Genomic DNA, 24,785 nt, shown 5'->3' on the forward strand with positions numbered 1-24,785 from the left:
GACGTCGATCCCGCACGAGGGCGCGTCGCCCGAGACCGCGCGCCGCTCGTTGACCTCGGACCGGTCGATCTCGAGTTGGAACGACACCCACCAGCGCCCGGCCTGCTCGCGGACGGTGGAGCCGATGACTCGAGCACGACCGTCAGTGATGCGGCCGGTCAGCCACGACATGTCCTCGAGCGTCGCCACCTTGCCGATGCCGGGGAGGTGGGCCACTCGAGCCGAGACGGGGCGGGCGCGGTCGGCGTCATAGCGGAACCTCGAGCCGTGCTTACGCTTCCGCCAGTCCGGGAAGCCGACTTTGCGGCCTGCCCGCTTGCCGGATCTGGAGTCGAAGAAGTTCTTGAACCCGGCCGCGCGAACCCGGCACGCCTGCTTCGGTACCCGCGACGACAAGCCCTCCTGGCCGAACCACGGGAACCGCTCGCGGTGCTCCAGACGCCACAACCGCTCGAGCGCGGGAGCCGACCACGGGACCGCAGTCAGGTCCTTGTCCGCGACGCCGTAGGTCTTCTCCGCCTCCCGCTGCTCGAGCGCGGCCTTCACCTTCTCGAGACAGAAGTTCTCGACCACCCTCGAGAGTCCGGCGTGCTGCCCGAGCCGGGCACGCTGCTGGAGTGCCGGGGCGAGTTCCACACGGTAACCCTGACGGGCGGTCACGCTGCGTCCTTGGCGGCACGGAGGGCGGCCTTGGCCCTGCGTGTGGCTGATCGGCGGCCGTACAAGCGGGCACAGAACCAGGTGAGAACCTCGGTCATGTCCCGCACCAGATCGTCGTCGACCTCGGCGTCATCGATCACTACGATGCGGCGTCCCGTCGCCTGGAGCGCGGCCGACAGGTGCTCCAGACCGAACCGCGTCAGCCGGTCACGATGCTCCACCACGATCACGGCCACGGACGGGTCACGCAGTAGCCGTGCCAGCTTGGGACGTTCACCGTTCAGCCCGGAGCCGACCTCGGTGACCACATCGGCCACGGTCAAACCCATGGCCGTCGCGGCGGTGACGACCCGGCCCGCCTGCCGCTCCAGGTCGGCTCCCTGGCCGGCACTGGACACCCGGCAGTACGCCACGGTGCGGGTGACGGTCTCGGCTGCTTGCTCGAGGACGAGATATCGGCCTGTAGCGGTCTTGACGACCGGGACCGGCATCTTCCCGTCCCGCGCCCACTGCCAGGCGGTCTGGTAGTGGACGCCGTTTCGCCGCGCCCACTCGGAAAGCTTCACACGCTGATGATCCTAGAGGGAAACCGAGAAACGCTGATAATTTCGCTAGCAGCCGAATCCCCCGCCTGAAGCGAGCGCACCGCCTCGCATCGCCGCACGCGCCGGGCCGGCGGCCGGCCCGGCCGGACGGGCGTCGCGGATGCCGCGGCACACGCTTCACGCGATGGGCCTCCCCGGTCGCCGGGGAGGCCCTCTCCCCTGTCCGGCCGGGTCACAGCAGGTCCACGTCGGCGTGCGGACGGCCGCCGGACAGCAGGGGGTAGCCGGGGCCGCGGTCGAAGAAGGCCACCGGCCCGGCGGCACGCAGCACGGCGCGCAGTTCCGCGGTGGCCGCCGCGTCGACCTGCGGCTCGCCCGCCGGGCCGGAAAGGACGACGCCGTAGTCGTCGCGCGCGCCCTGCGGGGAGACCTTGCCGTCGCGTACGTCGGCGGCGACCAGCTCGGGGTCGCGGTCGAAGGGCGACCCCCAGCCGCCGCCCCCGGTGGTGCGCACCCGGATGACCTCGCCCGCCTTCACCGGGAAGTCGTCCACCAGCCCTTCCATCTCCTCCTCGCCGACGGTGACGACGAAGGGGCGTCCGGCCCGGCCGCCGTTCACCCCCCAGCAGGCAAGGATGGAACGGTCGGCGATGGACATGAACGACGCGTCGCGCAGCATGCGGATGTGCTTGTCGTACCCGAGCCCGCCCCGGTACAGGCCCGGCCCGCCGGAGTCGCACGCCAGGCCGAGCCGCTCGACGCGGAACGGCCAGCGGGCCTCGGCGAACTCCACCGGGATGTTGCGCGAGTCCGGCACGACGTGGATGGTGTCCTCGCCGTCGGCGTACCACCGTCCACCCGACCCGCCGCCGAGCACCTCGCGCATGAGGTACGGCCGGCCCTCCTCGTCCTCGCCGTACACGCCGGTGTAGCGGATCGTCTCCTGGTCGGCGGGCATCCGGCCGCCGGTGGCCTTGGCGAGCACCCCGGCGAGCACGCCGAGCAGGCGCAGGATGACGAACGTGCGGGCGTTGGTGGGCGCGGGGAAGACCGGCGTGAGCAGGGTGCCCTTCTCCGGGAAGCGCATCTCGATCAGCGGCACCACGCCCTCGTTGACGTCCAGTTCGGCCATGCGCTCGGGCGTGTCGGCGAGGTTGCGCAGGATCGGCGCCAGCCACTTCTTCAGGAACACCCCGTCGGCGTAGTCGCCGGCGTGGTTGATCGGCCCCTTGGCCTGCGGCGAGGTGCCGGTGAAGTCGATGACCAGCGGCCGCTTCGCCGAGTGGTCGACGGTGAGGGTGATCCGCTGGGTGTGCAGGCGGGGCTGGTCGACGCCGTCGTGCTCGGCGTAGTCCTCCCAGACGTGCACCCCCTCGGGGATCTTGGCCAGCAGCTCGCGGCGGAAGGTCTCGGTGGTCTTGCCGATGATCGCGTCGAAGCACGCCTCGACCGCGGCCCTGCCGTACCGGTCGAACAGCTCCGCCAGGCGCCGGGCGCCCATCAGGCAGGCCGAGCACTCGGCGTCCAGGTCGCCGGCCAGCGAGTCGGGCATGCGGGAGTTCCTGGTCATGATGGTCAGCGCCGCCCGGTTGGGCACGCCGCGGTCCCACAGCTTGATCGGCGGGACCATCAGCCCCTCCTCGAAGGCGCTGCGCGCGTGCGAGGGCATCGACCCGGGGACGGCGCCGCCGATGTCGTCGTGGTGGCCGAACGCCTGGACGAAGGCCACGACCTCGCCCCGGTGGAAGACCGGCACGGTCACGCACAGATCCGGGAGATGCCCGATGCCGCCTTCGGACAGGTAGACGTCGTTGTGGAAGAACACGTCGCCGGGGTTCATCTCGGCGATCGGGAAGTCGCGCACGATGGGCTGGACGAGCGCCGAGTACGACCGGCCGGTCAGCTTGCGCAGCCGCACGTCGTGGATGCCGGCCCGGAAGTCGTGCGCGTCGCGGATCATCGGCGAGCGGGCGGTGCGGGCGATCGCCGTCTCCACCTCCATCTCGACCGAGGCGAGCGTGCCTTCGACGATCTCCACCAGCACCGGGTCCGCCGCCACGTCCGTGCCCTCCCCCTCGTCCGTCACGCGTCCGCTCCTTCCGCACCGGCTCTCGCGGTCCGCGCCGTCACCACCAGGTTCCCGTGCGCGTCGACCTCGGCGGCGAAGCCGGGGTGCAGCGGCAGGGTGGAGCCGTACTCCTCGATGACGGCCGGCCCGTTGATCACCTCGCCGCGGCGCAGGTCGCCGCGGCGGTACACCGGCGCCGTCCACCAGCCGTCCTGGTGGGCCGGTGAGCCGGCGTCCTCCTCGAAGTACACCCGCCGCCGCCCGGCCGCACGATCCGGTCCCCCGGCGGCCGCGCGTGGGGAGTGCTCGGGCAGCTCACGCAGGGTGGGCCGGGTGATCGGGCCGATGCCGGAGACCCGCAGGTTGACCCACTCGACCGCGTGCCGCGGGTCGTCGCGGTAGCCGTACCCGTACAGCTTCAGGTGCGCGAGGTGGAACCGGTCGAGCACCTCGGCCCGCCACGCCTCGTCCACCGGGCCCGGCGGCGCGGGCACCCGCACCTCGTACGCCTGCCCGTAGTACCGCAGGTCGGCGCTGCGCGCGTACACGTGCCGCTCGCCGGGGAACCCCTCGCGGCGCAGCGCGGCGGCCGCCTCGGCCTCCAGCTCGCCGAAGATCCCCGCGGCCGTCTCCAGGGACGGCTCACGGGTGACGTGCGTGCGCACGTAGTCGTTCTTGACGTCCACCGTGAGCAGCCCGAACGCCGAGACGTTGCCCGGGTCGCGGGGCACGATGACGGCCGGCAGGGACAGGATGTCGATGAGCCGGCACACCAGCAGCGGTCCGGAGCCGCCGAAGGCGACCATCGGGAAGTCGCGCACGTCCAGGCCGCGCTTGACGGTGATCTGGCGGATGGCGTTCGACTGGTTGAAGGCGCTGATCTCCAGGATGCCGACGGCGGTGCGCTCGGGGGTCAGGCCGAGCTTGCCGGCCAGCTCCTCGACGGCGGCCCGCGCCGCGGCGGCGTCCAGCGGGATCTCCCCGCCGAGCAGGTGGGGCGGCACCCGGCCCAGGTAGACGTGCGCGTCGGTGACGGTGACCTCGGTGCCGCCCCTGCCGTAGCAGATCGGGCCGGGGTCGGCGCCCGCGGACCTCGGGCCGACCTTGAGCGTGCCCTCGGGGGAGATCCAGGCGATGGAGCCGCCGCCGGCGCCGACCGTCACGATGTCGATCATCGGGATCTTGCACGGGTAACGCCCGACGGCGCCCTCGGTGGTCAGGGACGGCTCGCCGTCCACGACCACGGCGACGTCGGTCGAGGTACCGCCGCCGTCCAGGGTGATGACCGAGGGGCGGCCGGCGGTGCTCGCGATCAGCGCGGCGCCCAGCGCTCCCGCCGCCGGGCCGGACAGCACGGTGGTGATCGGCTGGTGGACCACCTCGGCCGCCGACAGCACCCCGCCGTTGCTCTTCATCACCGAGAACGGCATGCCAAGGCGCGCGGACAGCCCGGCGATGTAGCGGCGCATGATGGGCTTGACCGCCGCGTCCACCAGCGTCGTCACCGACCGCTCGTACTCACGGTACTCACGCAGCACGTCGCTGGACAGCGACACGACGGCGTCGGGGTGCTCGCGTTCGAGGACGGCGCGCATGGCGTGCTCGTGGGCGGGGTCGGCGTAGGAGTGCAGGAAGCACACGCCGATGGCGGTGACGCCCCGCTCCCGGAACCACCGTGCCACTTCGGTGGCCTGCGCCTCGTCGAACGACCGCACCTCGCGGCCGAGGTGGTCGAGCCGGCCGCCGACGGTCTTCACCCGGTGGACCGGGACGATGCGCGGCGGCTTGACCCAGAAGTAGGAGTTGCCGTACCCGTCGGGGACGCTCTGCCGGGCGATCTCCAGGATGAACTCGAAACCCTCGGTGGTGACGAAGCCGAGGTCGACCGGACGGTCCTCCAGGAGCTGGTTGGTGGCCACCGTCGTCCCGTGCACGATGCCGGCGACATCGGACGGCACGCGGCCGGCGAGGATCTTGTGCACCCCGTTCATGAACCCCTCCGCCGGGTCGCCCGGGGTGGACGGGGTCTTGGTGGTGGTGATCTCACCGGTCCGCTCGTCCACCATGACGACGTCGGTGAACGTGCCCCCGGTGTCGACGCCGATGCGGACGCTGCTGCTGTGCATGCCTTCAGTGTGTACTGAACCCTTCCGGCGTCCGGAACCAGCGAGATCCGCCAAGAAATCGCACCTCCCTCGGCACCTTCCGCCCTGCGGCGCGCACGCACCGCCCGATTCGCGTACCGGCTCACCCGCACACGCCGACCGCCCGCCCATCCACGTACCCGCCTGCCGGACCCGGTGGCGGCGGGCTCTCCCGGGTGCCCGCCGCGGCGGCGGAAAAGCGCATCGCGGGCCGCTGGAACCCGCCGGGCGCGCGAACGGTAGGAAGGGCATGGAGCGACGCGATTTTCTGAGGTTCGCGGGCGGCCTTTCGGGTGCCGCCCTGCTCACCTCCTGCACGAGCGGCGGCACCGGCGCGAACGGCCGGAACGTCCCCCCGGACGGCCCCGGTCCGGCGACCGGCACGCTCGGCGGCGCCGGCGGGCCGGCGTCCGGCGGGCACATCCTCTACGCCTCCATCGGAACGCGGGTGGCGGCCATCGACGCCGGGACGGGCGCCACGCTGTTCACCGCGGACCGGCCGGTGCCCGCGCCGGACTGGAGCCGCCTCTACACCGTGTCACCGGCGGGCGAGCTGCTGACGCTGGACGCCAGGTCCGGTGCTGTGACCGCCCGCACCACCGTTCCACCAGGTCTTGTCCCGCATGTGGTTTCGTCCATCGGGAACGCGGTCGCCCTGGCCGCTCCTCCCCCTGCCTCCCCGTACGGAGCGCCGGCCGGGCGCACGGCCACCACCATGGTGATCGCGGCTCCGGACGGGCGGGAGGCGCCGAGGACCGTGCGGCTGGACGGCAACTTCCAGCCCGACGGCCTCAGCGCCGGCGGAGATGCCCTGTTCGTCCTGCAGTACCTCCCGGCGAAGGCACCGGAGTCCTACAAGGTCAAGCTGTACGACATGGAGCAGGGCAAGCTGTGGTCGCTGCTGACCAGGGACAAGCAGCCGGTGCCCGACAGCGTGGAGGAGACGATGCGCGGCGAGGGACGGCAGGCCGTGCTCGAACCCGGCTACCAGCGGCTCTACACCCTCTACACCCACCAGCCGGACCATCTGCACACCCGTGACCTGGTCGCCGGCCGCACCACCGGGGTGCACGCGTTCGTGCACGTGCTCGACCTGGGCCAGCGATGGGCCTACTGCCTGGACCTTCCCGAGCCGTTCGGCCGGGCCCCGGCCGCGGCGCACACCCTCGCCGTCAGCGCCGGCGCGCTGTACGTGTACGAGAACGGGCACGGGACGCTCGTGCGGGCCGACACCTCGTCACTCACCATCACCACGACCCGGACGATCGGCGCCTCCGCCGCGACCGCCGGAGCGGGAACGCCGTCCCCGGCCGAGTCCGGCGGGCCCGCCACGGGTGCCGGGACGGGGAGCGGCGCGTCCGCCGCGGTCTCCGGGGCGGCCGGTGACCTCGTCTACCTCGCGGCGGGCCAATCCCTGCGTGCCGTCGATCCGCGGTCGCTCGCCGTACGGCGCCGGTGGCACCTCCCGGCCCCCGCGCGGGGCGTCACGGTGACCGAGGACGGACGCGCAGTGTACGTGGGCGTGACCGACGCCGTCCTGCGCTTCGCCGGCCGCAAGGAGCCGGCCGGCGACCGGGAACGGCGGGACGGCGACGCCGCGGAGGCGGCCCGGCTGCCGGTCCCCGGACTCTCCCTGCTGCGCCACGCGGCCACGACGACATGACCGGCACGCGGGCCGCAGGAGACCCCGAGACAGCCCCGGCCACGTATGGCAGACCCCAGACCCGAGCCCGTGATGGACACCGGACCGGCCGCAGGCGGGAGGCCGATCGGTATGCTGGCGGCCTGTGAGCGAACTGTCGGCCTTGTCCTTCACCCCCGCGCCCCCGCACCGCGACGCCGTGCTGAGGTTCTTCTACGGCCCGATGGACTGCGGCAAGTCCACCCTCGCGCTGCAGATGAACTACAACCACGGCCGCCAGGGCAGGCGCGGCCTGGTGCTCACCAAGCACGACCGGTCGGGCGGCCCGCGGGTGACCAGCCGCATCGGCCTCGGCCTGTCCGCCGTGGAGGTCACCGAGGACCTGGACCTGGTGCGCCTGGTGCTGGCGCACGACCAGATCGACTACCTCATCTGCGACGAGGCGTGCTTCTACACCGTGGCCCAGATCGAGCAGCTCGCCGACCTGGTGGACGAGCACGGTGTGGACGTGTACGCCTTCGGGCTGGCGTCGGACTTCCGCTCGCGGATGTTCCCCGCCGCCCAGCGCCTGTTCGAGCTGGCCGACGAGGTGTGCCGGCTGCAGGTGGAGGTGCTGTGCTGGTGCGGCCGGCAGGGCCGGCTGAACGCCCGCGTCGTGGACGGGGTCATGGCGCGCACCGGAGAGCAGGTCGTGATCGCCGACACCGACGGCGCGCAGGTGCACTACCGCGTACTGTGCCGCCGCCACTACCGCACCGGCGACCTCGGCGCGCCCCATCCCGACCAGCTCACCGTCTCACCGGTCTGAACCCCGGTCAGCGCACCGCCCAGGCCATGACCGCGGCCGGCCTCGGCGGAGACACCTTGCGACCGGCCGTCAGGAGGCGGCGGCGATGTCGTCCATGCGGGAGGCGAGCTGGACCGGGTCGCCGCCGAGCAGCGCGGACGCCGCCCGCCACCAGGCGAACCACTCGCCGCTGCGCCACATCCAGTCGACGCGCTCGATCACGGCGACGACCTCGCCCTTGACCTGCCAGCGCCCGCCGGCCTGCTCGGCGGTGGCGCCGTGCCGCAGCGCCCACTGACGCAGGTACTCGGCCGCCTGCGCGTCCACGGTCTCGGCGTACGGGTCGGGGTCCTCGCCGGGCAGGGGGTGCGGGCCCAGCCCCGCCGCCACGCCCCAGCTCCACTGGGCCTCGGCGGCGCGTGAGTAGCGCAGCGAGGAGAAGTCGAGGTTGGATCCCAGGGCGCCGTCCGGCCGTTCGACCACGACGGCGTCCAGCCGGCCGCCCGCGTCGAACGAGACGACCAGGCGATGGCCGGGGACGGCGTCGGCGGGCAGGTCGACCCGGTCCTCCGCCTGCCAGGAGTTGAGGTCCACCGACGTGATCGGCGGCCCCCAGGCGTCGTCGGCGCCGTCGTCGGCGATCCACGCCGCGAGCATCTCCAGAACGGTGAGGTCGGTCCATGGTTCGATGGCCGTGTTCGCCGCCAGCACCTCGTCCGGTGCGGGGATCTTGCCGCCGCGGCCGGACGTCCACCAGTCCAGGCCGAGCGTCCGGGTGCCGACGAGCAGGCCGGCGATCGCGGCCAGCTCCGAGGATCTTCTGGTGAGCGCGGCGCCTCGCGCCAGTTCGGCGCAGTTCGCCGTGCGCTCGTCACCGAGCACGCTTCTGGCGTCGCTCAGCAGCAGTGCCGCCGTCGGGTGCCCCTCACCCAGCAGATCGTGGATGAGCCGGCGAGCCTCCGATCGAGCGTCCTCCGCACGGAACTCTCGCATATCCCCACGTTACGCCCGGAGATCCGCTCCCGCGAGCACTTGTCATGTTCCTGTGACGCACTGCCCGATGACCTGGCCGAGCCCTGCCGGGGTCCCCCCCGACACGCTCCCGGAACCAACGTGTGCACGCCGTCCGCCGGCCCTGGCCGGCCCTCGAACGGCGGCCGCGGCCCGGGAAGGTGCCCGGCGGGAGCGTGAGAACGGGATGGGGAGGCTGCGCCGATCAGCGGCGGCCGGTGCGGCCGAGCAGCCAGCCGATGACCGCGCTGCCGAGCGCGACGCCCGCGCCCATGCCGAACGCCGTCAGCACCGGCCAGACGGGCGTACCGGCCCGGGGACGCCCGTCCGCCTGTCCGGCCTCCTCGCGGGGCCGCTCGAAGACCTGTCCCGCGACGGCCGCCGGGCTCGGCGCGGGACCGTCCGGGTGGGCGACCACCATGCTCTCCACGTCCATCGGCCCTCCTGTCAGGCTCGGTACACCCGCTTCCTCGCCGAGGCCGGACGCGGCGGCCGGCAGTGCCTCCTCGACGGCCGGAGCCTGCCCGGCGGGGGCGCGGCGGAGATGCCGCTCCACCGCGCTGAAGAACTCTCCGGCGGTCTTCTTGGCCACCGAGCCGAGCATCCGCTGCCCGACCCCGCCGATCATCCCGCCCACGACCGCCTCGGCGTCGTAGTCGACGCGCGTCCCGCCCTCGCCGGCCTCGCTCAGCCGGATCAGCACGGTGGCGTCCACCGTGCCCGGCGCGCCCGCGCCGCGGGCCCGGAGGGTGAACCGCTCCGGCTCCTGCGGGTCGGACAGGGCGACCTCGCCCTGGTAGACGCCCTTGATCGAGGCGACTCCCGCGGTGACCGTCATGCGGTAGGTGTCGGCACCGGTGGCCTCCAGCCGCTCACAGCCGGGGATCGTACGGACCAGGACCGCGGGGTCCTGCAGCGCGGCCCAGACGCGCATGCGATCGACCGCGACGACGGCACTGCCGACGACCTTCATGACCACCTCCGTGCGGAGAGACTAGAGGAAGACGAGACAGGATGCGCAGAGACTAGGGACGCCACGCCTTCCGCATAAGGGCAACTCTTGCCCGCCCGATTCCCCGCGGGTAGGCATTAGTCGCCGCGAACGCCCACCTCCGACCCCGTTCACCGGCATCGCCGGGTGGCTCAGGAGCGTGACACGGCGAGCGGCATCCGGGCGGGCGGGGTCGTCGCCGGCCGCCATCGGCGCGTGGCGGGTGCACGGCGGGCCGATCGCGGCCGGGTACCGGTGGCTCTCCCCAGGCCATCCGGTACCCGGCCTGTCCAGCGACGGCGCGGGGGACACCGCCGCCGGGCTCGCGTGCCGGCCTCGACCGGCGGGGAGCCGGCGGACCGCCGGTGCCGCTCGCGCGGACCGGTGAGCCGTCCGGCTCCTTGCGGAGCGGTCCGGGCCCGGGCGACGCTGCCCAGGCCGGCCGTGACACCGCCCATGCCGTCGGTGGCGGGCGGTGTGCCGGGGGAAGCGGCCGCTCCCCCTCGCTCTGCGGTGCCACTGTCCACGCTCGTACTTGCGAGGAGCTTGCACACCGGTTACCGGGGGCTCTTTCGCGGCTTATGGCAGGAGATCAGGACGATGGCAGGATTGCTCCCCGTGATCTGGGCACGGAAGGCGACACAGCTAGCGGCCGTAGCAGGACTTGTCATGATCTGCTCGACGGGCGGCGCGAGATCCCCCGAAAGCTCCGTGGCATCCCCGGCGGCCGCGATCACGCCGTCACCTGCCGGCCGGCCCGCCCAGACCTCCTCGCCCTCCGCCGGGCCGTCCCTGGAGAACCGGCCGGTGACGGGCGCGTCGCCGTCCGGCGCCGGGCCGGCGCCGAGCGCCGCACCGACGGGACCGGTGGGGGCGGTGGGGGCGGCGGGGGCGCTGCCCCGGCCGGGCGAGGTCGGGCGGATCCGCGCCGGCTCCGGCGCGGCGCTGCCGGTCATCAGCGCGATCCCGACCAGGCGCAAGGTGGTCTTCCTGACCATCGACGACGGCTGGGAGCAGGACCCGGGGTTCGTCCGGCTGGTCAGGGAGCGCGCCGTGCCGATCACGGTGTTCGCCACGCGCGACGCGGTGGAGGCGCGCGGCGTGCCCGACCCGGGCGCGGCCGGCGGGCGGTACGTCGGCGCGGGCAAGTGGGCGTACTTCCGGGAGCTCCGTGATCTCGGCGTGCCGATCGAGGACCATACGCTGACCCATCCGAACCTGTGGAACCTCGGGCCCGCGGCGCAGCGCACGGAGATCTGCGGCGCGGCCGGGGTCATCGCCGGCGAGATCGGGCGAAGGCCGGCACTGCTGCGGCCGCCGTTCGGCAACTACACCGGGACCACGCTGCGGGTGGCCCGGAGGTGCGGGTTGTCGGCCGTGCTGCTGTGGACGGCGAGCGTGCAGCCGGGCGGGAAGATCTCCTACCAGACGCCGGACAAGCGGCTGCGTCCGGGCGACATCCTGCTGCTGCACTTCCGGGCGAACCTGGCCAGGGACTTCCGCATCCTGCTCGACAAGATCGAGCGGCGCGGTTTCGAGCTGGGGAACCTGGACGCCTACCTCAGGGCGGCGCGGGTGCGTCTCCCCGTCGCGTCTGTTCCCACGGCGCCGCCCACTCCCGCCGTTCCCTCCGCGACGCCTCCCGCCTGATCCTTCCCGGTACCGATCCTTCCCGGTTCGCCTGTTCCGCCTGCCGTTGTGGCGTATCCCCGCGTCCGGCCACCGGGCCGGCGACGGCCGGGTGTGACGAAGATCGCACAGCGCGGCGGGACCTCCCTCGTCTTTTGCTCTACAGCTTGTAGTACTACTGGAGATAGAACTACGACGTGTAGAGCTCGGAACCCGTGAGGGGTGCATGGACGCACTGGATCTGGCGCGGTGGCAGTTCGGGGTCACCACCGTCTACCACTTTCTCTTCGTACCCCTGACGATCGGCCTGGGGATCTTCGTCGCCGGGCTGCAGACGGCCTGGCACCGCACCGGCAAGGAGCACTACCTGCGGCTGACGAAGTTCTTCGGCAAGCTCTTTCTGATCAACTTCGCCATGGGCGTGGTCACCGGCATCGTGCAGGAGTTCCAGTTCGGGATGAACTGGAGTGCGTACTCCACATTCGTCGGCGACGTGTTCGGCGCGCCGCTCGCCCTGGAGGCGCTGCTCGCGTTCTTCCTGGAGTCCACCTTCCTCGGTCTGTGGATCTTCGGCTGGGACCGGCTGCCCCGGCGGATCCACCTGGCCACGATCTGGGCGGCGGCCATCGGCTCGAACCTGTCGGCGTACTTCATCCTCGCCGCCAACGCCTGGATGAAGCACCCGGTGGGGTACGAGGTCGTGAACGGGCGGGCCCGGATGACCGACCTGTGGGCCGTCCTGACCAACCCCACGGCGCTGGCCCAGGTGCCGCACGTGGTCGCCGCCTCGTTCGTCGTCGCCGGCGGGTTCGTCATCGCGGTGAGCGGCTACCGGATCCTCCACGAGCGCCGCACGGCCGCCGCCGAGACCGACACGGTCGCTGAGTTGGTCACGAGCGCCGCGCCCGCCGGCCGGGACACCGCCGCCGCGGCCGCGCCGCGCCGGTGGGCGGCGGGCCGGGGCGGAGCGGGCAGGCCGAAGGCGGGCACCGCCGACCCCGGCATGTGGCGCTCCAGCCTGCGGGCCGCGCTGGTCATGACCGCGATCGCCGGAGCCGTCGTCGCGGGCAGCGGCGATGTGTCCGCGCGGTACATGCACGAGCAGCAGCCGATGAAGCTCGCCGCCGCCGAAGGACTCCGGCACGACACCGCGGGAGCGCCGTTCTCCCCGCTGCCCGGCGTCGAGGTGCCGAAGCTGCTGAGCCTGCTGTCCGCGCACGACCCCGGCGCGACCGTCCAGGGCATGCAGGACATCCAGCAGCGCTACCAGGCCGAGTTCGGCCCCGGCGACTACCTGCCGAACGTCCCCGTCGTCTACTGGTCGTTCCGGGTGATGATCGTCTTCGGGCTCACGACGGTCGCCCTGTCGCTGCTCGGGCTGTGGCTGACCCGGCGCCGCCGCCCCACCCCGGGCTGGTTCGCCCGGGCCGGCGTCCTGGCGCTCCCGCTGCCCCTCATGGCCGTGATCGCCGGCTGGCTGCTCAGCGAGATCGGCCGGCAACCGTGGACCGTCCAGGGCGAGCTGCTCACCGCCGCCAGCGTGTCCCCCGGGGTCTCGCTCGGCGAGGTCGCCACCTCGCTGGCGATCTTCACGGCGGTGTACGGCGTACTGGCGATCGCCGAGGTACGGCTGCTCGTCCGGCACGTGAAGGCCGGCCCCGACCCGGTCGCCGTCCCCTCGGGCCCCGGCCGTCCGGGCGACACCGATGCCGCGGCCGGCGGAACCGACCGGAATGCCCGCCTCCAGCCGACCCTCATGTACTAGGAGACCGCCGTGGCACTCCCGACCTTCTGGTTCCTGGTCATCGCCTTCCTGTGGACCGGCTACTTCGTGCTGGAGGGCTTCGACTTCGGCGTCGGCGCGCTGCTGCCCGTGCTGTCGCGGAACGAGGCCGAGCGCCGGCAGGTGCTCGCCACGATCGGCCCGGTCTGGGACGGCAACGAGGTGTGGCTGATCACCGCGGTCGGCGCGATGTTCGCCGCCTTCCCCGCCTGGTACTCCGGCCTGCTCAGCTCGTTCTACCTGCCGCTGGTGCTGGTGCTGACCGCCCTGATCGCGCGCGGCGTGGCCCTGGAGTGGCGGGGCAAGGTGACGGCCCGCGAGCGCGTGCTCTGTGACGTGGGCATCGTGGCCGGCAGCGCGCTCGCCGCGTTCCTGTGGGGTGCGATCTTCGCCGGTCTGCTGTGGGGCGGCGTGCTCGCCACCGTGCTCGGCGGAGCGTTCTCCCTGACGCTGGCTCTGGTGCACGGCGCGGTGTTCCTCGCGCTGAAGACGGCGGGCCCGCTGCGCGCCCGTGCCCGCCGCGCCGCGCTGGGCCTCGCGGCGGTCGCGCTGCCGGTCGCCGTCCTGGCTCTCCCCGGCATCCCGTCGGCGGGCGCCGTGGGCGGCGGCTTTCGGGTCTACCCGCTGCCGTGGCTCGCCGCCCTGGCCGCCGCCGGCGCGCTGACCGCCGCGGTCGCGCTGCTGTGGCGCCACCGCGAGGGCTGGGCGTTCACCGCCACCGCCGCCTCGATCGTGCTGGCCACGACCGCGCTGTTCGGCACGCTGTGGCGCGCGCCGCTGCCGGGCATGACCGTGGCCGAGGCGGCGTCCGGCCCGTACACCCTGGGCGTGCTCACCTGGATCGGCCTGGCGGCCCTGCCGTTCGTCCTCGGCTACCAGGCCTGGACGTACTGGGTCTTCCGCAAGCGCGTCACCGCCTGAGGGAACTCGCCGATGGCGTACGTACGTTGTGCGCGCATGGGGCTCAAACGGCTCATCGACCGGCTGCTGCGCCGCCGTTCGCGCGTTCTCGCTGGTGGACGCGACGACCGGCCCGACACGGGAGGGGTGAGGGAGCCCCGGCGTCCCTCGTCCACCCCGCCGTCCGACGTCATCCGCCTACCGGAACCGACCTGACCGGTCGGACTTCATCGCGAAGGCCGCCACCCCGTGGCGGCCTTCGCCAGTGGGCGGCCGGGCACGTTCTCAGCGGCCCGCGGCGCGGCGTAGTTCGTACAGCTCGGCGGGCGAGATGGGCATGCGGTCGATGGGCAGGCCCTCGGCGTCCTCGATCGCCGAGGCGATCACCGCGGACACCGGGATCACCCCCGCCTCGCCCGCGCCCTTGATGCCGAGCGGGTTCAGCGGCGAGGGCGTCTCCAGGTGCGCGGTCTCGATGGCCGGGACCTCCGTGGCGTACGGCATCAGGAAGTCCATGAAGGAGGCGTTGAGGAGCTGACCGTGCCCGTCGTAGACCATGCGCTCGTACAGCGCCCCGCCCACGCCCTGCGCGACCCCGCCGTGGATCTGCCCCTCGACGATCATGGGGTTGATCAGCCGGCCGCAGTCGTGCACGACGGCGTAGCGCAGGATGCGGATCTCGGCGGTGTCGGGGTCGGTCTCCACGATGGCGGCGTGCATGCCGGAGGCGAACGTGGAACGGACCGGCGAGTAGTAGTCGCGCCCCTCCAGCCCCGGCTCCTCGCCCTCGGGGACCGGCGGGCGGTCCATCGGCGTGGCGCCGGAGAACTGCGTCGCCCGCGCGGCCTCCTCGTCGAAGGCGTACCGCAGCGGGTTGGACAGCACCGCCACCGTCGCCAGCGGCACCGACGCCTCCGGATTGCCGACGACGCGCACCAGGCCGTCCTCGATCTCCAGGTCGCGCGGGTCGGCCTCCAGCGCGTCGGCGGCGATGCGCAGCGCCTTCTCGCGCACCTTGCGGCAGGCCAGGGCGATCGCGTTGCCGCTCATCACCGCCGCCCGCGAGGCGAAGGTGCCGACGGCGTAGCCGAAGCGCCGGGTGTCCCCGGTCACCACCGAGACCTTCTCCAGCGGCACGCCGAGCTCGGTCGCGGCGATCTGCGCGAACACCGTCTCGTGCCCCTGGCCCTGTGAGGTGAGGCCGGTGGAGACGTGCACCCGCCCGTCGGAGGTCACCTGCACGTGCCCGCCCTCGTACGGGCCCACCCCGGTGCCCTCGACGTAGCACCCGAGACCGATGCCGAGCCGCCGCCCGCGCGCCGCCGCCTCGGCCTTCATCGCCGGGAAGCCGTCCCAGCCGATCATCTCCTTGAGCATGCGCAGCGACTCGGGGTAGTCGCCGCTGTCGTAGATCAGCGGTCGGCCGTCCTGGAAGACCATGCCCTGGTCGTAGGGGAACTCGTCGGGCTGGATGAAGTTGGCCGCGCGCACCTGCGCGCGGTCCAGGCCGAGGTGGGCCGCGATGCGGTCCATCGTGCGCTCCATGCAGAACACCGCCTGCGGGCGCCCCGCGCCGCGGTACGGGGTGACCTGCACGGTGTTGGTGTAGATCGAGGAGAACTCCACGCGGTAGGCGCCGATGCGGTACGGGCCGAGGAGCTGGGTCGCCGTGATGATCGGCACGATGATGCCGTACGGGGTGTAGGCGCCGTGGTCGTGCAAAATCGTCACGTCCAGGCCGAGCACGTGCCCCTCGTCGTCGAAGCCGACGCGCACGTGCTGCACCTGGCCGCGTTCGTGGGCGGAGGAGATGAAGTGCTCACGGCGGTCCTCGGCCCACTTGACCTCCCGCCCGAGCAGCATCGCCGCCCAGGGCACCAGCACCTCCTCCGGCCACGGGTGGACGATCTTGACGCCGAAGCCGCCGCCCACGTCCGGGGCGACCACCTCGACCGATGGCAATGGCAGCCCCAGCTTGGCGGCGATGGCCATGCGCACGCTGGTCGAGGTCTGGGTCGAGCTGTAGACCCGCAGGGAGCGGTCGTCGGCGTCCCACCGCGCGTACACCCCGCGCCCCTCCAGCGGGGTGGAGGCGCTGCGCTCGATGTCCAGGCGGAACGCCAGCGTGTGCGGCGCCGCGTCGATCGCCCGGCCCGCGCCGAGGCCGGCCCGCGACGGCACCTCCTGCACCAGATGCGCGCCGACGTTGCCGGGGACGTCGTCATGGACGAGGTGGGAGCCCAGCGCGGCCTCCTCGATGCCGACCACCGGCTTGAGGATCTCGTAGTCGACCTCGATGAGCGCGGCGGCGTCCTCGGCCAGATAGCGGTCACGCGCCACGACCATGACGACCGGCTCGCCGACGTGCCGGACGACGTCCCTGGCCAGCGGGTAGGCGGTGCGGCCATGGGTCAGCGCCGGGTGCGGGATCAGCAGCGGCAGCGGGTCGCGGACCCGTTCGGGCAGGTCCTCCCAGGTGTAGATCGCGACCAGGCCGTCCACGTCCAGCGCCGCCGACACGTCGATGTCACGGACGCGGGCGTGCGCGTGCGGCGAGCGGACGAACGCGGCGGCGAGCGCGTCGCGGCCGAGGTCGTCCAGGAACAGGCCCTGGCCGGTGATCAGCCGCCGGTCCTCCCTGCGCTGGACCGGCTCGCCGAACAGTCTGGTCGTCACGCCACCTCACCCATCCACCTGGCCGTCACGCCCGATCTCCCGTCCGCGGGCCCGTCACGCGTGCTCGCCCGTGCGCGCGGGCGTGGCGTCCGCCTCGGCGGCCAGCTCGGCCGCGCGGTGCACCGCCTTCACGATGTTCTGGTACCCCGTGCACCGGCACAGGTTGCCCGAGATGCCCTCGACCACCTGCTCGCCGGTCGGCGCGGGGTTCTCCCGCAGCAGCGCGGTGACCGTGCACAGGAACCCCGGCGTGCAGAAACCACACTGCAGCGCGTGGCACTCGGAGAAGGCCCGCTGCACCGGGGACAGCTCTCCCTCCGGTCCGGCCAGGCCCTCCACGGTGGTGATCTCGTGGCCGCCGGCGGTGACCGCGAAGGTCAGGCACGAGCGCACCGGCTCACCGTCCAGCAGCACCGTGCAGCAGCCGCACACCCCGTGCTCGCAGCCGACGTGCGTGCCGGTCAGGCCGAGGTCGTGCCGCAGGCAGTCCGACAGCAGCCGCCGCCCGGGCACCCGTACCTCCCGGACGACCCCGTTGACGGTCAACGCGATCTCGTGCAGCGCCTCACCCATCAGCCCGCTCCCCCATCTCGCGCACCCGTCCACCCATCAACCGGACCCACCGCCTGCGACGCTCCCCGGCGCGGGCTCTCAGCCATCGGACGGCTCCCCGGCTTCCCCGGCGTCCCGGCCGTCGCCGGCCGCCTCCCGCGCCGCGGCGCGCAGCGCCCGTCCGGCCAGCACCCCGGTCAGGTGCCGCCGGTAGTCGGCCGTCGCGTGGATGTCCGCCTCGGGGTCCACGCGGTCGCGCACGGCCGCCGCGACGGCGGCCCAGTCGGCCGAGGCGGCGGGCCGCCGGTCGCACACCTGCGACACGTCGATCGTCACCGGCACCGGACCGGCGCTCACGCAGGCCACCCGGGCGGAGACGATGCGCAGGTCCTCGTCCAGGACGACGACCGCGGCGGCGCCGGCCATGGCGTAGTCGCCGTGCCGGCGGGCCACCTCGCGGAACGCGGTGCCCGCCCGGGGCGGCAGCGCGGGGAAGAACGCCGAGACGGCCAGCTCGCCCGGCCGCAGGGCCGACTCCAGCGGCCCGGTGAAGAACTCCCCCGCCGGGACATCGCGCTGACCGCCGCCGTGCCGGGCCAGCCGCACCGAGCCGCCGAGGACGGCGAGCACGGCGGGCAGTTCGGCGGCGGGGTCGGCGTGCACCAGGCTGCCGACCACCGTGCCCCGGTTGCGGATCACCGGGTGGGCGACCTGCCGCAGCGCGGACCGCAGCAACGGCTGGGCTCGCGCGGCGTCCGCCGAGCGTTCGACGGCGGCGTGCCTGGCCAGCGCGCCGACGCGCACCCCGCCGGCGTCCGCCTCGATGGTGGCGAGCCCGGTCAGGCGGTTGATGTCGACCAGGTGGGCGGGGGCGGCCAGGCGCATGTTCATCAGCGGGATCAGGCTCTGACCACCCGCCAGCACCTTGCCGCCCGCGCCCGCCCCGGCGAGGACCGCGAGGGCCTCACCGAGGTCGCGCGGGGCGTGGTAGTCGAACGGCGGAGGCTTCACGCGCCGGTCTCGCTCCCTTCGGCCAGGACGGGCGACGTCCCGTCCGGGACGCGGCGCCGCCAGGAGATCACCCGCAGCAGGTGGTACCCGCCGAGGACGACGATCGTGCCCAGCGTGATGCCGGCCAACGAGAAGTCCCCGGTGATCTGGTGCGCCACCGGGCCGATCGCCAGGATGATCCCTGCGCCGATCGGCACCATGTTCACCGGGTCGGCGAAGTCCACGCGGTTCTCGATCCAGATCTTGGCGCCCAGCAGTCCGATCATGCCGTACAGGATGACGGTGATGCCACCGAGCACACCGCCCGGTGTGGCCGCGACGAGCGCGCCGAACTTCGGCATGAACCCGAACAGGACCGCGATGACGGCGGCGATGTAGTAGGCGGCCGTCGAGTAGACCCGGGTGGCGGCCATGACGCCGATGTTCTCGGCGTACGTCGTGGTGGGCGAGCCGCCGACCGCGCTGGCCACCGCCGTGCCGACGCCGTCGGCGAGGATCGCCCGGCCCATGTACGGGTCGACGTCGGTGCCGGTCATCTCCCCCACGGCCTTGACGTGCCCGATGTTCTCGGCGATGAGCGCGATCACCGCGGGCAGCACCAGCACGATCGCCGACACCGCGAAGTTCGGCGCGTGGAACTGCGGCAGGCCGAACAGCGAGGCGTCCTCGACGCCCTGGAAGCTCACCCGCGGGTGGGTGTCCACCTTGCCGGCGGCCGCGTTGAACGCGGTGACGTCCCCGAAGATCCGGTCGGCGAGCCAGGAGAGCACGAATCCGGCGACCAGCCCGAGCAGGATGCCGATGCGGCCGACGAAACCCTTGAACGCCACGATGATCACGGCGGTCACCGCCATGGTGATCAGGGCGATCCACGGGTCCTGCGGCCAGTAGATGTCGGCGACCACGTACGCCAGGCCGAAGCCGATGAGCATGACCACCGCGCCGGTCACCACGGGCGGGAAGATCCGGTGAATGATCTGCACGCCGAGGTAGTGGACGGCCACACCGGCCAGTGCCAGCACGGCGCCGGCCACCAGGATGGCCCCGGTGATCGTGCCCTTGTCCCCACCGGCCGCCGTGATGGCCGCCACGCCGCCGACGAACGACGCCGAGGTGCCCAGGTAGCTCGGAATCCTGCCCTGCACGATGAGCAGGAACAGGATCGTCGCGACACCGGACATCATGATCGCCACGTTCGGGTCCAGCCCCATGATCACGGGGAAGACGAACGTCGCGCCGAACATCGCGATCACGTGCTGCGCGCCGAACCCCACCATGCGGGGCCAGCTCAGCCGCTCGTCCGGCTTGACCACCTCACCGGGCGTCAGGCCGCGGCCATCTCCGTGCAACTTCCAACCGAAGGCCATCAGATCCCTTTCGCTGACCGGGCCGGGCGGTCGGTGGCCACCCCGCAGGCGGACCTCCACGGCGTCGTGCCTTGTCGTACCTCGGACGTGCCGGCTCTAAGCGAGATCTCCCGCCGCCCGCGCCGAGCGGCGGGAGATCCTCTTCCTGTTGCGGGCACATTAGACCGGCGGACCCCGGCCCACATGGTAAGGACTTGCCAAACGTGCACCCCGTGGCCGCAGTCCTCTTGCGCACCACCGCCCCCACCAGCCCGTGAACCCCCGTCCCGGCTCCCCGCCGCCTCCAAGAGGCGGACCGCGGTGTCATCGTCCTGCCCGATGAGAGATCCCCCGGCCTGTGGTCACCTCCGGCCACCTCGCGCCCCGGCTCGGACCGCCGCCCCGTGCAACAGTTCTCCGGCGACTCGCCTCTGGGAGGTGACAGACGCGAGGAAAGGGCGAACACAGGTGGAAGCAGATCCGCGGTTCGCGGGGTTCGTCGCCGAGCGCGGCCAGGCGCTGTTGCGCTACGGCTACGTGCTCGCCGGGAACCCCCACGACGCGGCCGACCTGGTGCAGGAGGCGCTGCTGAAGCTGCGCGCCGCCTGGCCGAGGTTGCGGGCCAAGGACAACCCCGAGAGTTATGTGCGCACCACCATGGCCAGGTTGCACACCGCCACCTGGCGGCTGCGGCGGCGTGAGCTGCTCGCCTGGGACCTGCCGGAGCACGGCCACCACGATGTCCTGCCCCACGGGGACGAGCAGGCCATGTGGCAGGCACTCGCCGGGCTGCCGCGCAGGCAGCGGGTGGTGCTGGTGCTGCGGTACTACGAAGGGCTGAGCGACGCGGAGATCGCCACGACCCTCGGCATCTCCCGGGGGACCGTGCGCAGCCAGGCGTCGCGGGGGCTGGACAAGCTCCGCGCGGCCATGCCGGCGCACGGCCCGATGAGCGTCGGCAACGAGTACGAGGAGCGGCGATGAACCACGTCGAGGACACCCTGCGCAGGACCTTGGAGAACGCCGCGCGGCAGGCGCCGACCGCACTGCCCGGAACGCTGGCAGGGCGACTGGAGACCCGCCACCAGCGGCGCAGGCACCGGGCCCAGGCGCTGCTCGCGGCGGCGGCCGTGGTGCTGGTCGCCGGCGGCACCGCGGTGGGGCTTCGCGCCGGCGGCGGAACCACGATGCCCGCCGCTCGCTCGTCTCCCACCCCGTCCCTTTCGGCCACCGCTTCCGCCGTCGCCCTCGAACCGGTGGAGAAGGTGTGGCCACAGGCGGCGTGGACGGCTCCCGTGCGGGCGCCGGGCGGCCCGGAGTTGCGTCCGATGGCCATGATCGACGATCGCACGCTGCTGATGAGCGCCGGGCGCACGTTCGGCAAGGTCGAGACGTTGTACGCCTACGACAGTGCCACCGGCGACCTACGCAGGATCACGGATGTGCCCGCGCCCAAGGGGACCACGCTGTTCGCCACAGGCTTCGGTCTCGATGGCACTCGGGTGGCCTGGTGGACCATGACGAAGGGCGTCGTGCACATCTGGGCCGCCGCGCTGGACGGCGGCAGGGCGCGGCCGGTGGCCGGCCACCCGGTCGACGGCGACGACGCACCGGACGGTCTCGGCCTGGCCGGCGACGATGTGGTGTTCTCGCTGGCGAACGGCGGCGTCTACCGCGTCCCCCTGACCGGAGGGCCGGTGATGCCGGTTCCGGACGGCGCCGGGCTGCACCTGCTGTCCTGGCCGTGGGCGGGCACACCGGGTGCCGGCGACCCCAGGCGGCCCGCGTTCACCAAGCTCGTCAACCTGGCGACCGGGCAGACCAGCACGGCCGTGGTCCGCGACGGCGAGCGCGTGTACGCCTGCGGCGTACGGTCCTGCTTCGGGACGGCACCGGACGGCAAGGCCTTCACCAGGGCTCGTGACGGCTCACGGCAGAAGGAGATCCCCTCTGGCTACTTGGTCCCGGAACCACCGGTGCAGAGCCGCTTCTACGTGCGCAACATCAGGGATGACGGCCCGGGGATCGGCCTCTACGACCTGGTCACCGGCACTCTCGCCGACACGGGCATCCGCGAGGAGGTCGCCACCCGCGGCGAGATCCCCGTCCCCGACGCCGCCGGCCGCATCATGACCTACCGCCTCAAGAACCGGTACCACGTCATCGACCTCTCCAAGATCCCCTGATCCCCTCGCCGGCGCACCCCGGGTGCCCGCCCTGCCGGACCGGGCACCCGGCGTCCGGCACACAAGACGGCCAGGCGACGCGCCGGAACCACCCGGCTCCCCCTCGTTCCGGCCATGCGGGCCGAGGTCAGGCCGCCGGGTGCCGGCCGGCCTGCTCGCCGTCCTCATCGGTATCCGTGCTCCCCCGCCCGGCGTTCTCCTGGGCGTCGAGGAGTTCGTCGCCGTGGTCGGCGATCCACCGTCCGAGCGCCCGCATCGGGCCGTCGACCAGGCTCCGTCCCAGAGCGGTCAGGGTGTACTCGACGCGAGGCGGGGCCTCGGCGTACGCGTGGCGGGTCACCAGGCCGTTGGCGAGCAGGCGGTGCACCGCCTCGGTCAGCGCCTTGTCGCTGATGCCGCCGATGAAGGAGCGCAGATCGCGGCGCCGTCGCGGCCCCGGGCGCAGCGCCGCCAGGACGACGGGGTCCCAGGTGTGGGCGAACAGGTCGGTCGCCGCGCGCAGCCGACAGTCGGCGACCAGTTCGTGGCAGTGGGCTTCACGCTCGCTCATCTCACCCCCATCATCGCCTGCCCGTCGCGCACCGATCGGTGCGCGACGCCTTCCCTACCGTTGCCGTCGACCGGCCGGTGACGGAACGAGGAGAGAGACCATGCGCATCGGAATTCTGGGCAGCGGAAACCTTGCCGAAGGACTGGGCACGGGCTGGGTGAGCGCGGGCCACGAGGTGCTGATCGGCGGGCGCTCGCCCGCCAGGACGCGAGACCTCGCCGGCCGGCTGGGCCGGGGAGCTCGCGCGGTCACGCCCCGCGAGGCGGTGGCCGGACGGGACGCGGTGCTGCTCGCCGTGTCGTGGGACGGCGTCGAGGAGATGCTGCGCAGCGCCGGCGCCGCTCAGGGGAGCCTGGACGGGGTCCCGCTGATCGATCCCACCAACGCGGTCGAGCACGGCGTCGGCGTGTTGCTGACCGGGCCCGGCGAGTCGGCGGCGCAGCGGATCTCCGCCCTCGCGCCAGGGGCCCACGTCGTCAAGGCCTTCCACCTGTTCCCCGCCGGCCAGTGGGCCAAAGCCACCGGAGAGGACGGCTCCTCGGTGACGGTGGCGATGTGCGGCGACGACGCGGCGGCCCTGGACGTGGTCGGCGGGCTGGTCCGCGACGTCGGCGCGGTACCCGCCGTGCTCGGTCCGCTCAAGCGCGCCCGCCAACTCGAAGAGGTGGCCGGTTTCGTCATCGGCCTGGCCTTCGCCGGCCTCGACCCCGCCTCCGCCGTCCCCCACGTTCCGGCACCTGCCGCCCCGGGAGACGCCACGACGGCCTCCCCTTGAGAAACGGACGTGAGGAACCCCGGTCCTTCCGAGCGCGGACGGAGCCGCAGAGGAGGACCATCTCGGCGGCTCCGTCCCGCGATAACCGCCATGCCCCCGGCCAACCCTGGCGACGGCTCGCGGGCCAACCGATCGGGGTGCGCCCCCCGAGGCTGAGCGGACATCCACGTGGTCATGGCGCAGACCAAGAGAATCACCCTCTGCGGTCATCGTGATACTCTCTGCACACGCCAATCGTCCGCCATCGACGAATGGAGAGTCAGCAAGGCGTGAAGAGGCCACCTCCAGGAAGACAGAGGCGACACCCCGACATATCCTCCCCAGCGAGAGGGGAGTGATCGGCGATGGGGACGATTCATACGCTTGACCGGCAGGTGATGAGTGTGCGGGCGGCCGCGCGCCAACTCCGCATCCCTCCGACCACCCTGATGCACTGGCTCGAGGGGGAAGAGCGGCAGGGTCGTTTCTACCCACCGGTTCTCCGAGAGGAGCCGACCGGTAGCCACGATGTGACGTGGGGCGAGATCGTCGAGGCGCGTTATCTCCGGGCGTACCGTCAGCGCAACGTCTCGATGCAGAAGTTGCGCCCCCTTATCGGCGACCTGCGCCGCGAGTTCGGCGTCCCCTATCCCCTGGCGCACTTCAAGCCGTTCGTCGACAGCCGTCGCCGCTTCCTGCTGGAGATTCAGGAAGAACTCGATATCCCGGCGGGACTCCGCATGGTGTACCAGGTGAGCGACGACCAATTCGTGCTGGACCACCGAGTGATCGACTTTCTCGACCGGGTGGACTTCAGCGAGAGCGGCGATCAGGAAGCACAACGCATCCACCCTTTGGGACGTCATTCTCCAGTCGTCATAGACCCGATGTTGTCCTCGGGGGCCGCGACCGTCGAGGGCGTCCGCACGGAGGTTCTCGCCGAACTCGTGGACGCCCAGGTCCCCGTGGAGGAGATCGCCGAGGAGTTCGGCCTCCCTGTCTCCTCCGTCAAGGCGGCGCTCGTCTACGAGTGGGGCGCGGATGCCGCCTGAGGTGTCATGAAGCTGGTCAGACCTCGCTGGTACGTCGATGCGGACACCCTTGGCCTGGCCCATGTCCTGATACGCGTGCGCCGCGATGTGACCTTCTGCGGTGACGACGGGCAACGCCATCGAAAGTCCTGGACGATGTCCCCCTGCCCGATCCAGGAGACGGCCACTCCCGACGACGTGTGGATTCCTCGGGTCGCGGCGGCCGGGCTCGCGATCATCACCCGTGACAGGCACATCGAGATGCGGACGGCGGAGAAGAACGCTGTGCTCGCGGCCCGGGCGCGGATGTTCGCCATCACCGCTGAGGAGAGCCTCGACGCGTGGGGCCTGCTCGAAGTGGTCGTGACTCAATGGCGTCACATGGAAGAAGCCGCCGAGAAGCCAGGCCCCTACATCTACGCGGTGACGCGCTCCGGTATCCGGGAGATCGCGCTGACCTCCTGAGACATCTCGAAGTCGCACCGGGCTGCCCGGGGTGGCGCTTCGTGGCTCGGAGGT

General features: G+C 72.6%; 21 protein-coding genes. 10 read left to right on the top strand and 11 right to left on the bottom strand.

Annotated elements, in window-relative coordinates; all coding sequences use genetic code 11:
- The 4 genes from IEY93_RS37900 to IEY93_RS06575 form a co-directional block, all read right to left on the bottom strand.
- On the bottom strand, window positions 1-660 hold a 660-nt coding region (locus IEY93_RS37900; RefSeq protein ID WP_229690914.1), incomplete at its 3' end, for a helix-turn-helix domain-containing protein.
- Window positions 657-1,226, bottom strand: a complete 570-nt coding sequence (locus tag IEY93_RS06565; RefSeq protein WP_189162069.1) for an IS607 family transposase — start codon at window positions 1,224-1,226, stop codon at window positions 657-659. The genes IEY93_RS37900 and IEY93_RS06565, both read right to left, overlap by 4 nt.
- A 211-nt stretch (window positions 1,227-1,437) precedes the next feature.
- Window positions 1,438-3,291: a hydantoinase B/oxoprolinase family protein gene (locus tag IEY93_RS06570; RefSeq protein ID WP_203967929.1), complete on the bottom strand. Its 1,854-nt coding sequence runs from the start codon at window positions 3,289-3,291 to the stop codon at window positions 1,438-1,440.
- On the bottom strand, window positions 3,288-5,399 hold the full coding sequence (locus tag IEY93_RS06575) for a hydantoinase/oxoprolinase family protein (RefSeq protein WP_203967928.1): 2,112 nt from the start codon (window positions 5,397-5,399) through the stop codon (window positions 3,288-3,290). The genes IEY93_RS06570 and IEY93_RS06575 overlap by 4 nt, the downstream gene beginning before the upstream one ends.
- A gap of 268 nt (window positions 5,400-5,667) precedes the next feature.
- Here IEY93_RS06575 and IEY93_RS06580 point away from each other — a divergent pair, with 268 nt between their 5' ends.
- Window positions 5,668-7,080, top strand: coding sequence for a hypothetical protein (locus IEY93_RS06580; protein WP_189162071.1), 1,413 nt, complete (start codon window positions 5,668-5,670; stop codon window positions 7,078-7,080).
- Between the two features lie 124 nt (window positions 7,081-7,204).
- Window positions 7,205-7,867 (top strand): thymidine kinase, encoded by a 663-nt coding sequence (locus IEY93_RS06585; RefSeq protein WP_229690915.1) that lies wholly within the window; start codon window positions 7,205-7,207, stop codon window positions 7,865-7,867.
- 69 nt (window positions 7,868-7,936) lie between these two features.
- Here the strand turns inward: IEY93_RS06585 and IEY93_RS06590 are convergent, their stop codons facing one another.
- Window positions 7,937-8,839: a hypothetical protein gene (locus IEY93_RS06590; protein ID WP_189162072.1), complete on the bottom strand. Its 903-nt coding sequence runs from the start codon at window positions 8,837-8,839 to the stop codon at window positions 7,937-7,939.
- 223 nt (window positions 8,840-9,062) lie between these two features.
- Entirely contained in the window at window positions 9,063-9,830 is a 768-nt protein-coding gene (locus IEY93_RS06595) for an SRPBCC family protein (protein WP_189162073.1), read from the bottom strand.
- Window positions 9,831-10,517: 687 nt separating this feature from the next.
- Between IEY93_RS06595 and IEY93_RS06600 the strand changes: the two genes are divergently transcribed.
- The 3 genes from IEY93_RS06600 (at window position 10,518) to cydB (ending at window position 14,181) form a co-directional block, all read left to right on the top strand.
- The gene (locus IEY93_RS06600; RefSeq protein ID WP_189162074.1) at window positions 10,518-11,498 is read left to right on the top strand and encodes a polysaccharide deacetylase family protein; all 981 of its coding nucleotides are present in this window, start codon (window positions 10,518-10,520) and stop codon (window positions 11,496-11,498) included.
- 205 nt (window positions 11,499-11,703) lie between these two features.
- Window positions 11,704-13,242 carry a cytochrome ubiquinol oxidase subunit I gene (locus tag IEY93_RS06605; RefSeq protein ID WP_229690916.1) on the top strand — a complete coding sequence of 513 codons (1,539 nt, stop codon included), beginning with the start codon at window positions 11,704-11,706 and terminating at the stop codon, window positions 13,240-13,242.
- A gap of 9 nt (window positions 13,243-13,251) precedes the next feature.
- Window positions 13,252-14,181 (top strand): cytochrome d ubiquinol oxidase subunit II, encoded by a 930-nt coding sequence (gene cydB, locus IEY93_RS06610; RefSeq protein WP_189162075.1) that lies wholly within the window; start codon window positions 13,252-13,254, stop codon window positions 14,179-14,181.
- A gap of 264 nt (window positions 14,182-14,445) precedes the next feature.
- Here the strand turns inward: cydB and cutA are convergent, their stop codons facing one another.
- From cutA to IEY93_RS06630, 4 genes are all read right to left on the bottom strand, one after another.
- On the bottom strand, window positions 14,446-16,836 hold the full coding sequence (gene cutA, locus IEY93_RS06615; protein WP_189162076.1) for an aerobic carbon-monoxide dehydrogenase large subunit: 2,391 nt from the start codon (window positions 16,834-16,836) through the stop codon (window positions 14,446-14,448).
- A gap of 54 nt (window positions 16,837-16,890) precedes the next feature.
- Window positions 16,891-17,409 carry a (2Fe-2S)-binding protein gene (locus tag IEY93_RS06620; RefSeq protein ID WP_189162077.1) on the bottom strand — a complete coding sequence of 173 codons (519 nt, stop codon included), beginning with the start codon at window positions 17,407-17,409 and terminating at the stop codon, window positions 16,891-16,893.
- A 78-nt stretch (window positions 17,410-17,487) separates the two neighbouring features.
- Window positions 17,488-18,399 (bottom strand): FAD binding domain-containing protein, encoded by a 912-nt coding sequence (locus IEY93_RS06625; protein ID WP_189162078.1) that lies wholly within the window; start codon window positions 18,397-18,399, stop codon window positions 17,488-17,490.
- The gene (locus IEY93_RS06630; RefSeq protein ID WP_189162079.1) at window positions 18,396-19,766 is read right to left on the bottom strand and encodes a uracil-xanthine permease family protein; all 1,371 of its coding nucleotides are present in this window, start codon (window positions 19,764-19,766) and stop codon (window positions 18,396-18,398) included. The genes IEY93_RS06625 and IEY93_RS06630 overlap by 4 nt, the downstream gene beginning before the upstream one ends.
- A gap of 447 nt (window positions 19,767-20,213) precedes the next feature.
- Here IEY93_RS06630 and IEY93_RS06635 point away from each other — a divergent pair, with 447 nt between their 5' ends.
- The gene (locus IEY93_RS06635; RefSeq protein ID WP_189162080.1) at window positions 20,214-20,729 is read left to right on the top strand and encodes a SigE family RNA polymerase sigma factor; all 516 of its coding nucleotides are present in this window, start codon (window positions 20,214-20,216) and stop codon (window positions 20,727-20,729) included.
- Entirely contained in the window at window positions 20,726-21,931 is a 1,206-nt protein-coding gene (locus tag IEY93_RS06640; RefSeq protein WP_189162081.1) for a TolB family protein, read from the top strand. The genes IEY93_RS06635 and IEY93_RS06640 overlap by 4 nt, the downstream gene beginning before the upstream one ends.
- A gap of 127 nt (window positions 21,932-22,058) precedes the next feature.
- Here the strand turns inward: IEY93_RS06640 and IEY93_RS06645 are convergent, their stop codons facing one another.
- Window positions 22,059-22,481 carry a winged helix-turn-helix transcriptional regulator gene (locus IEY93_RS06645; protein WP_189162082.1) on the bottom strand — a complete coding sequence of 141 codons (423 nt, stop codon included), beginning with the start codon at window positions 22,479-22,481 and terminating at the stop codon, window positions 22,059-22,061.
- 100 nt (window positions 22,482-22,581) lie between these two features.
- Between IEY93_RS06645 and IEY93_RS06650 the strand changes: the two genes are divergently transcribed.
- The 3 genes from IEY93_RS06650 to IEY93_RS06660 all read left to right on the top strand — a co-directional run bounded on the left by IEY93_RS06650 (window position 22,582) and on the right by IEY93_RS06660 (window position 24,731).
- Window positions 22,582-23,256 carry an NADPH-dependent F420 reductase gene (locus IEY93_RS06650; RefSeq protein ID WP_189162083.1) on the top strand — a complete coding sequence of 225 codons (675 nt, stop codon included), beginning with the start codon at window positions 22,582-22,584 and terminating at the stop codon, window positions 23,254-23,256.
- Between the two features lie 344 nt (window positions 23,257-23,600).
- Complete coding sequence (locus IEY93_RS06655) at window positions 23,601-24,287, top strand: DUF433 domain-containing protein (protein ID WP_189162084.1); 687 nt, start codon at window positions 23,601-23,603, stop codon at window positions 24,285-24,287.
- Between the two features lie 6 nt (window positions 24,288-24,293).
- Complete coding sequence (locus IEY93_RS06660; RefSeq protein ID WP_189162085.1) at window positions 24,294-24,731, top strand: PIN-like domain-containing protein; 438 nt, start codon at window positions 24,294-24,296, stop codon at window positions 24,729-24,731.
- Window positions 24,732-24,785 lie beyond the last annotated feature (54 nt).

The organism is Sphaerisporangium melleum (genome assembly GCF_014646695.1).
Taxonomy (GTDB): Bacteria; Actinomycetota; Actinomycetes; order Streptosporangiales; family Streptosporangiaceae; genus Sphaerisporangium; species Sphaerisporangium melleum.

What these genes read in the sequence shown, in the direction of transcription:
- IEY93_RS06575 (WP_203967928.1), bottom strand. Translation starts at nt 5,399, where the DNA reads ATGCACAGCAGCAGCGTCCGCATCGGCGTCGACACCGGGGGCACGTTC.
- IEY93_RS06580 (WP_189162071.1), top strand. Translation starts at nt 5,668, where the DNA reads ATGGAGCGACGCGATTTTCTGAGGTTCGCGGGCGGCCTTTCGGGTGCC.
- IEY93_RS06590 (WP_189162072.1), bottom strand. Translation starts at nt 8,839, where the DNA reads ATGCGAGAGTTCCGTGCGGAGGACGCTCGATCGGAGGCTCGCCGGCTC.
- IEY93_RS06595 (WP_189162073.1), bottom strand. Translation starts at nt 9,830, where the DNA reads ATGAAGGTCGTCGGCAGTGCCGTCGTCGCGGTCGATCGCATGCGCGTC.
- IEY93_RS06600 (WP_189162074.1), top strand. Translation starts at nt 10,518, where the DNA reads ATGATCTGCTCGACGGGCGGCGCGAGATCCCCCGAAAGCTCCGTGGCA.
- IEY93_RS06605 (WP_229690916.1), top strand. Translation starts at nt 11,704, where the DNA reads ATGGACGCACTGGATCTGGCGCGGTGGCAGTTCGGGGTCACCACCGTC.
- IEY93_RS06620 (WP_189162077.1), bottom strand. Translation starts at nt 17,409, where the DNA reads ATGGGTGAGGCGCTGCACGAGATCGCGTTGACCGTCAACGGGGTCGTC.
- IEY93_RS06630 (WP_189162079.1), bottom strand. Translation starts at nt 19,766, where the DNA reads ATGGCCTTCGGTTGGAAGTTGCACGGAGATGGCCGCGGCCTGACGCCC.
- IEY93_RS06640 (WP_189162081.1), top strand. Translation starts at nt 20,726, where the DNA reads ATGAACCACGTCGAGGACACCCTGCGCAGGACCTTGGAGAACGCCGCG.
- IEY93_RS06645 (WP_189162082.1), bottom strand. Translation starts at nt 22,481, where the DNA reads ATGAGCGAGCGTGAAGCCCACTGCCACGAACTGGTCGCCGACTGTCGG.
- IEY93_RS06650 (WP_189162083.1), top strand. Translation starts at nt 22,582, where the DNA reads ATGCGCATCGGAATTCTGGGCAGCGGAAACCTTGCCGAAGGACTGGGC.
- IEY93_RS06655 (WP_189162084.1), top strand. Translation starts at nt 23,601, where the DNA reads ATGGGGACGATTCATACGCTTGACCGGCAGGTGATGAGTGTGCGGGCG.
- IEY93_RS06660 (WP_189162085.1), top strand. Translation starts at nt 24,294, where the DNA reads ATGAAGCTGGTCAGACCTCGCTGGTACGTCGATGCGGACACCCTTGGC.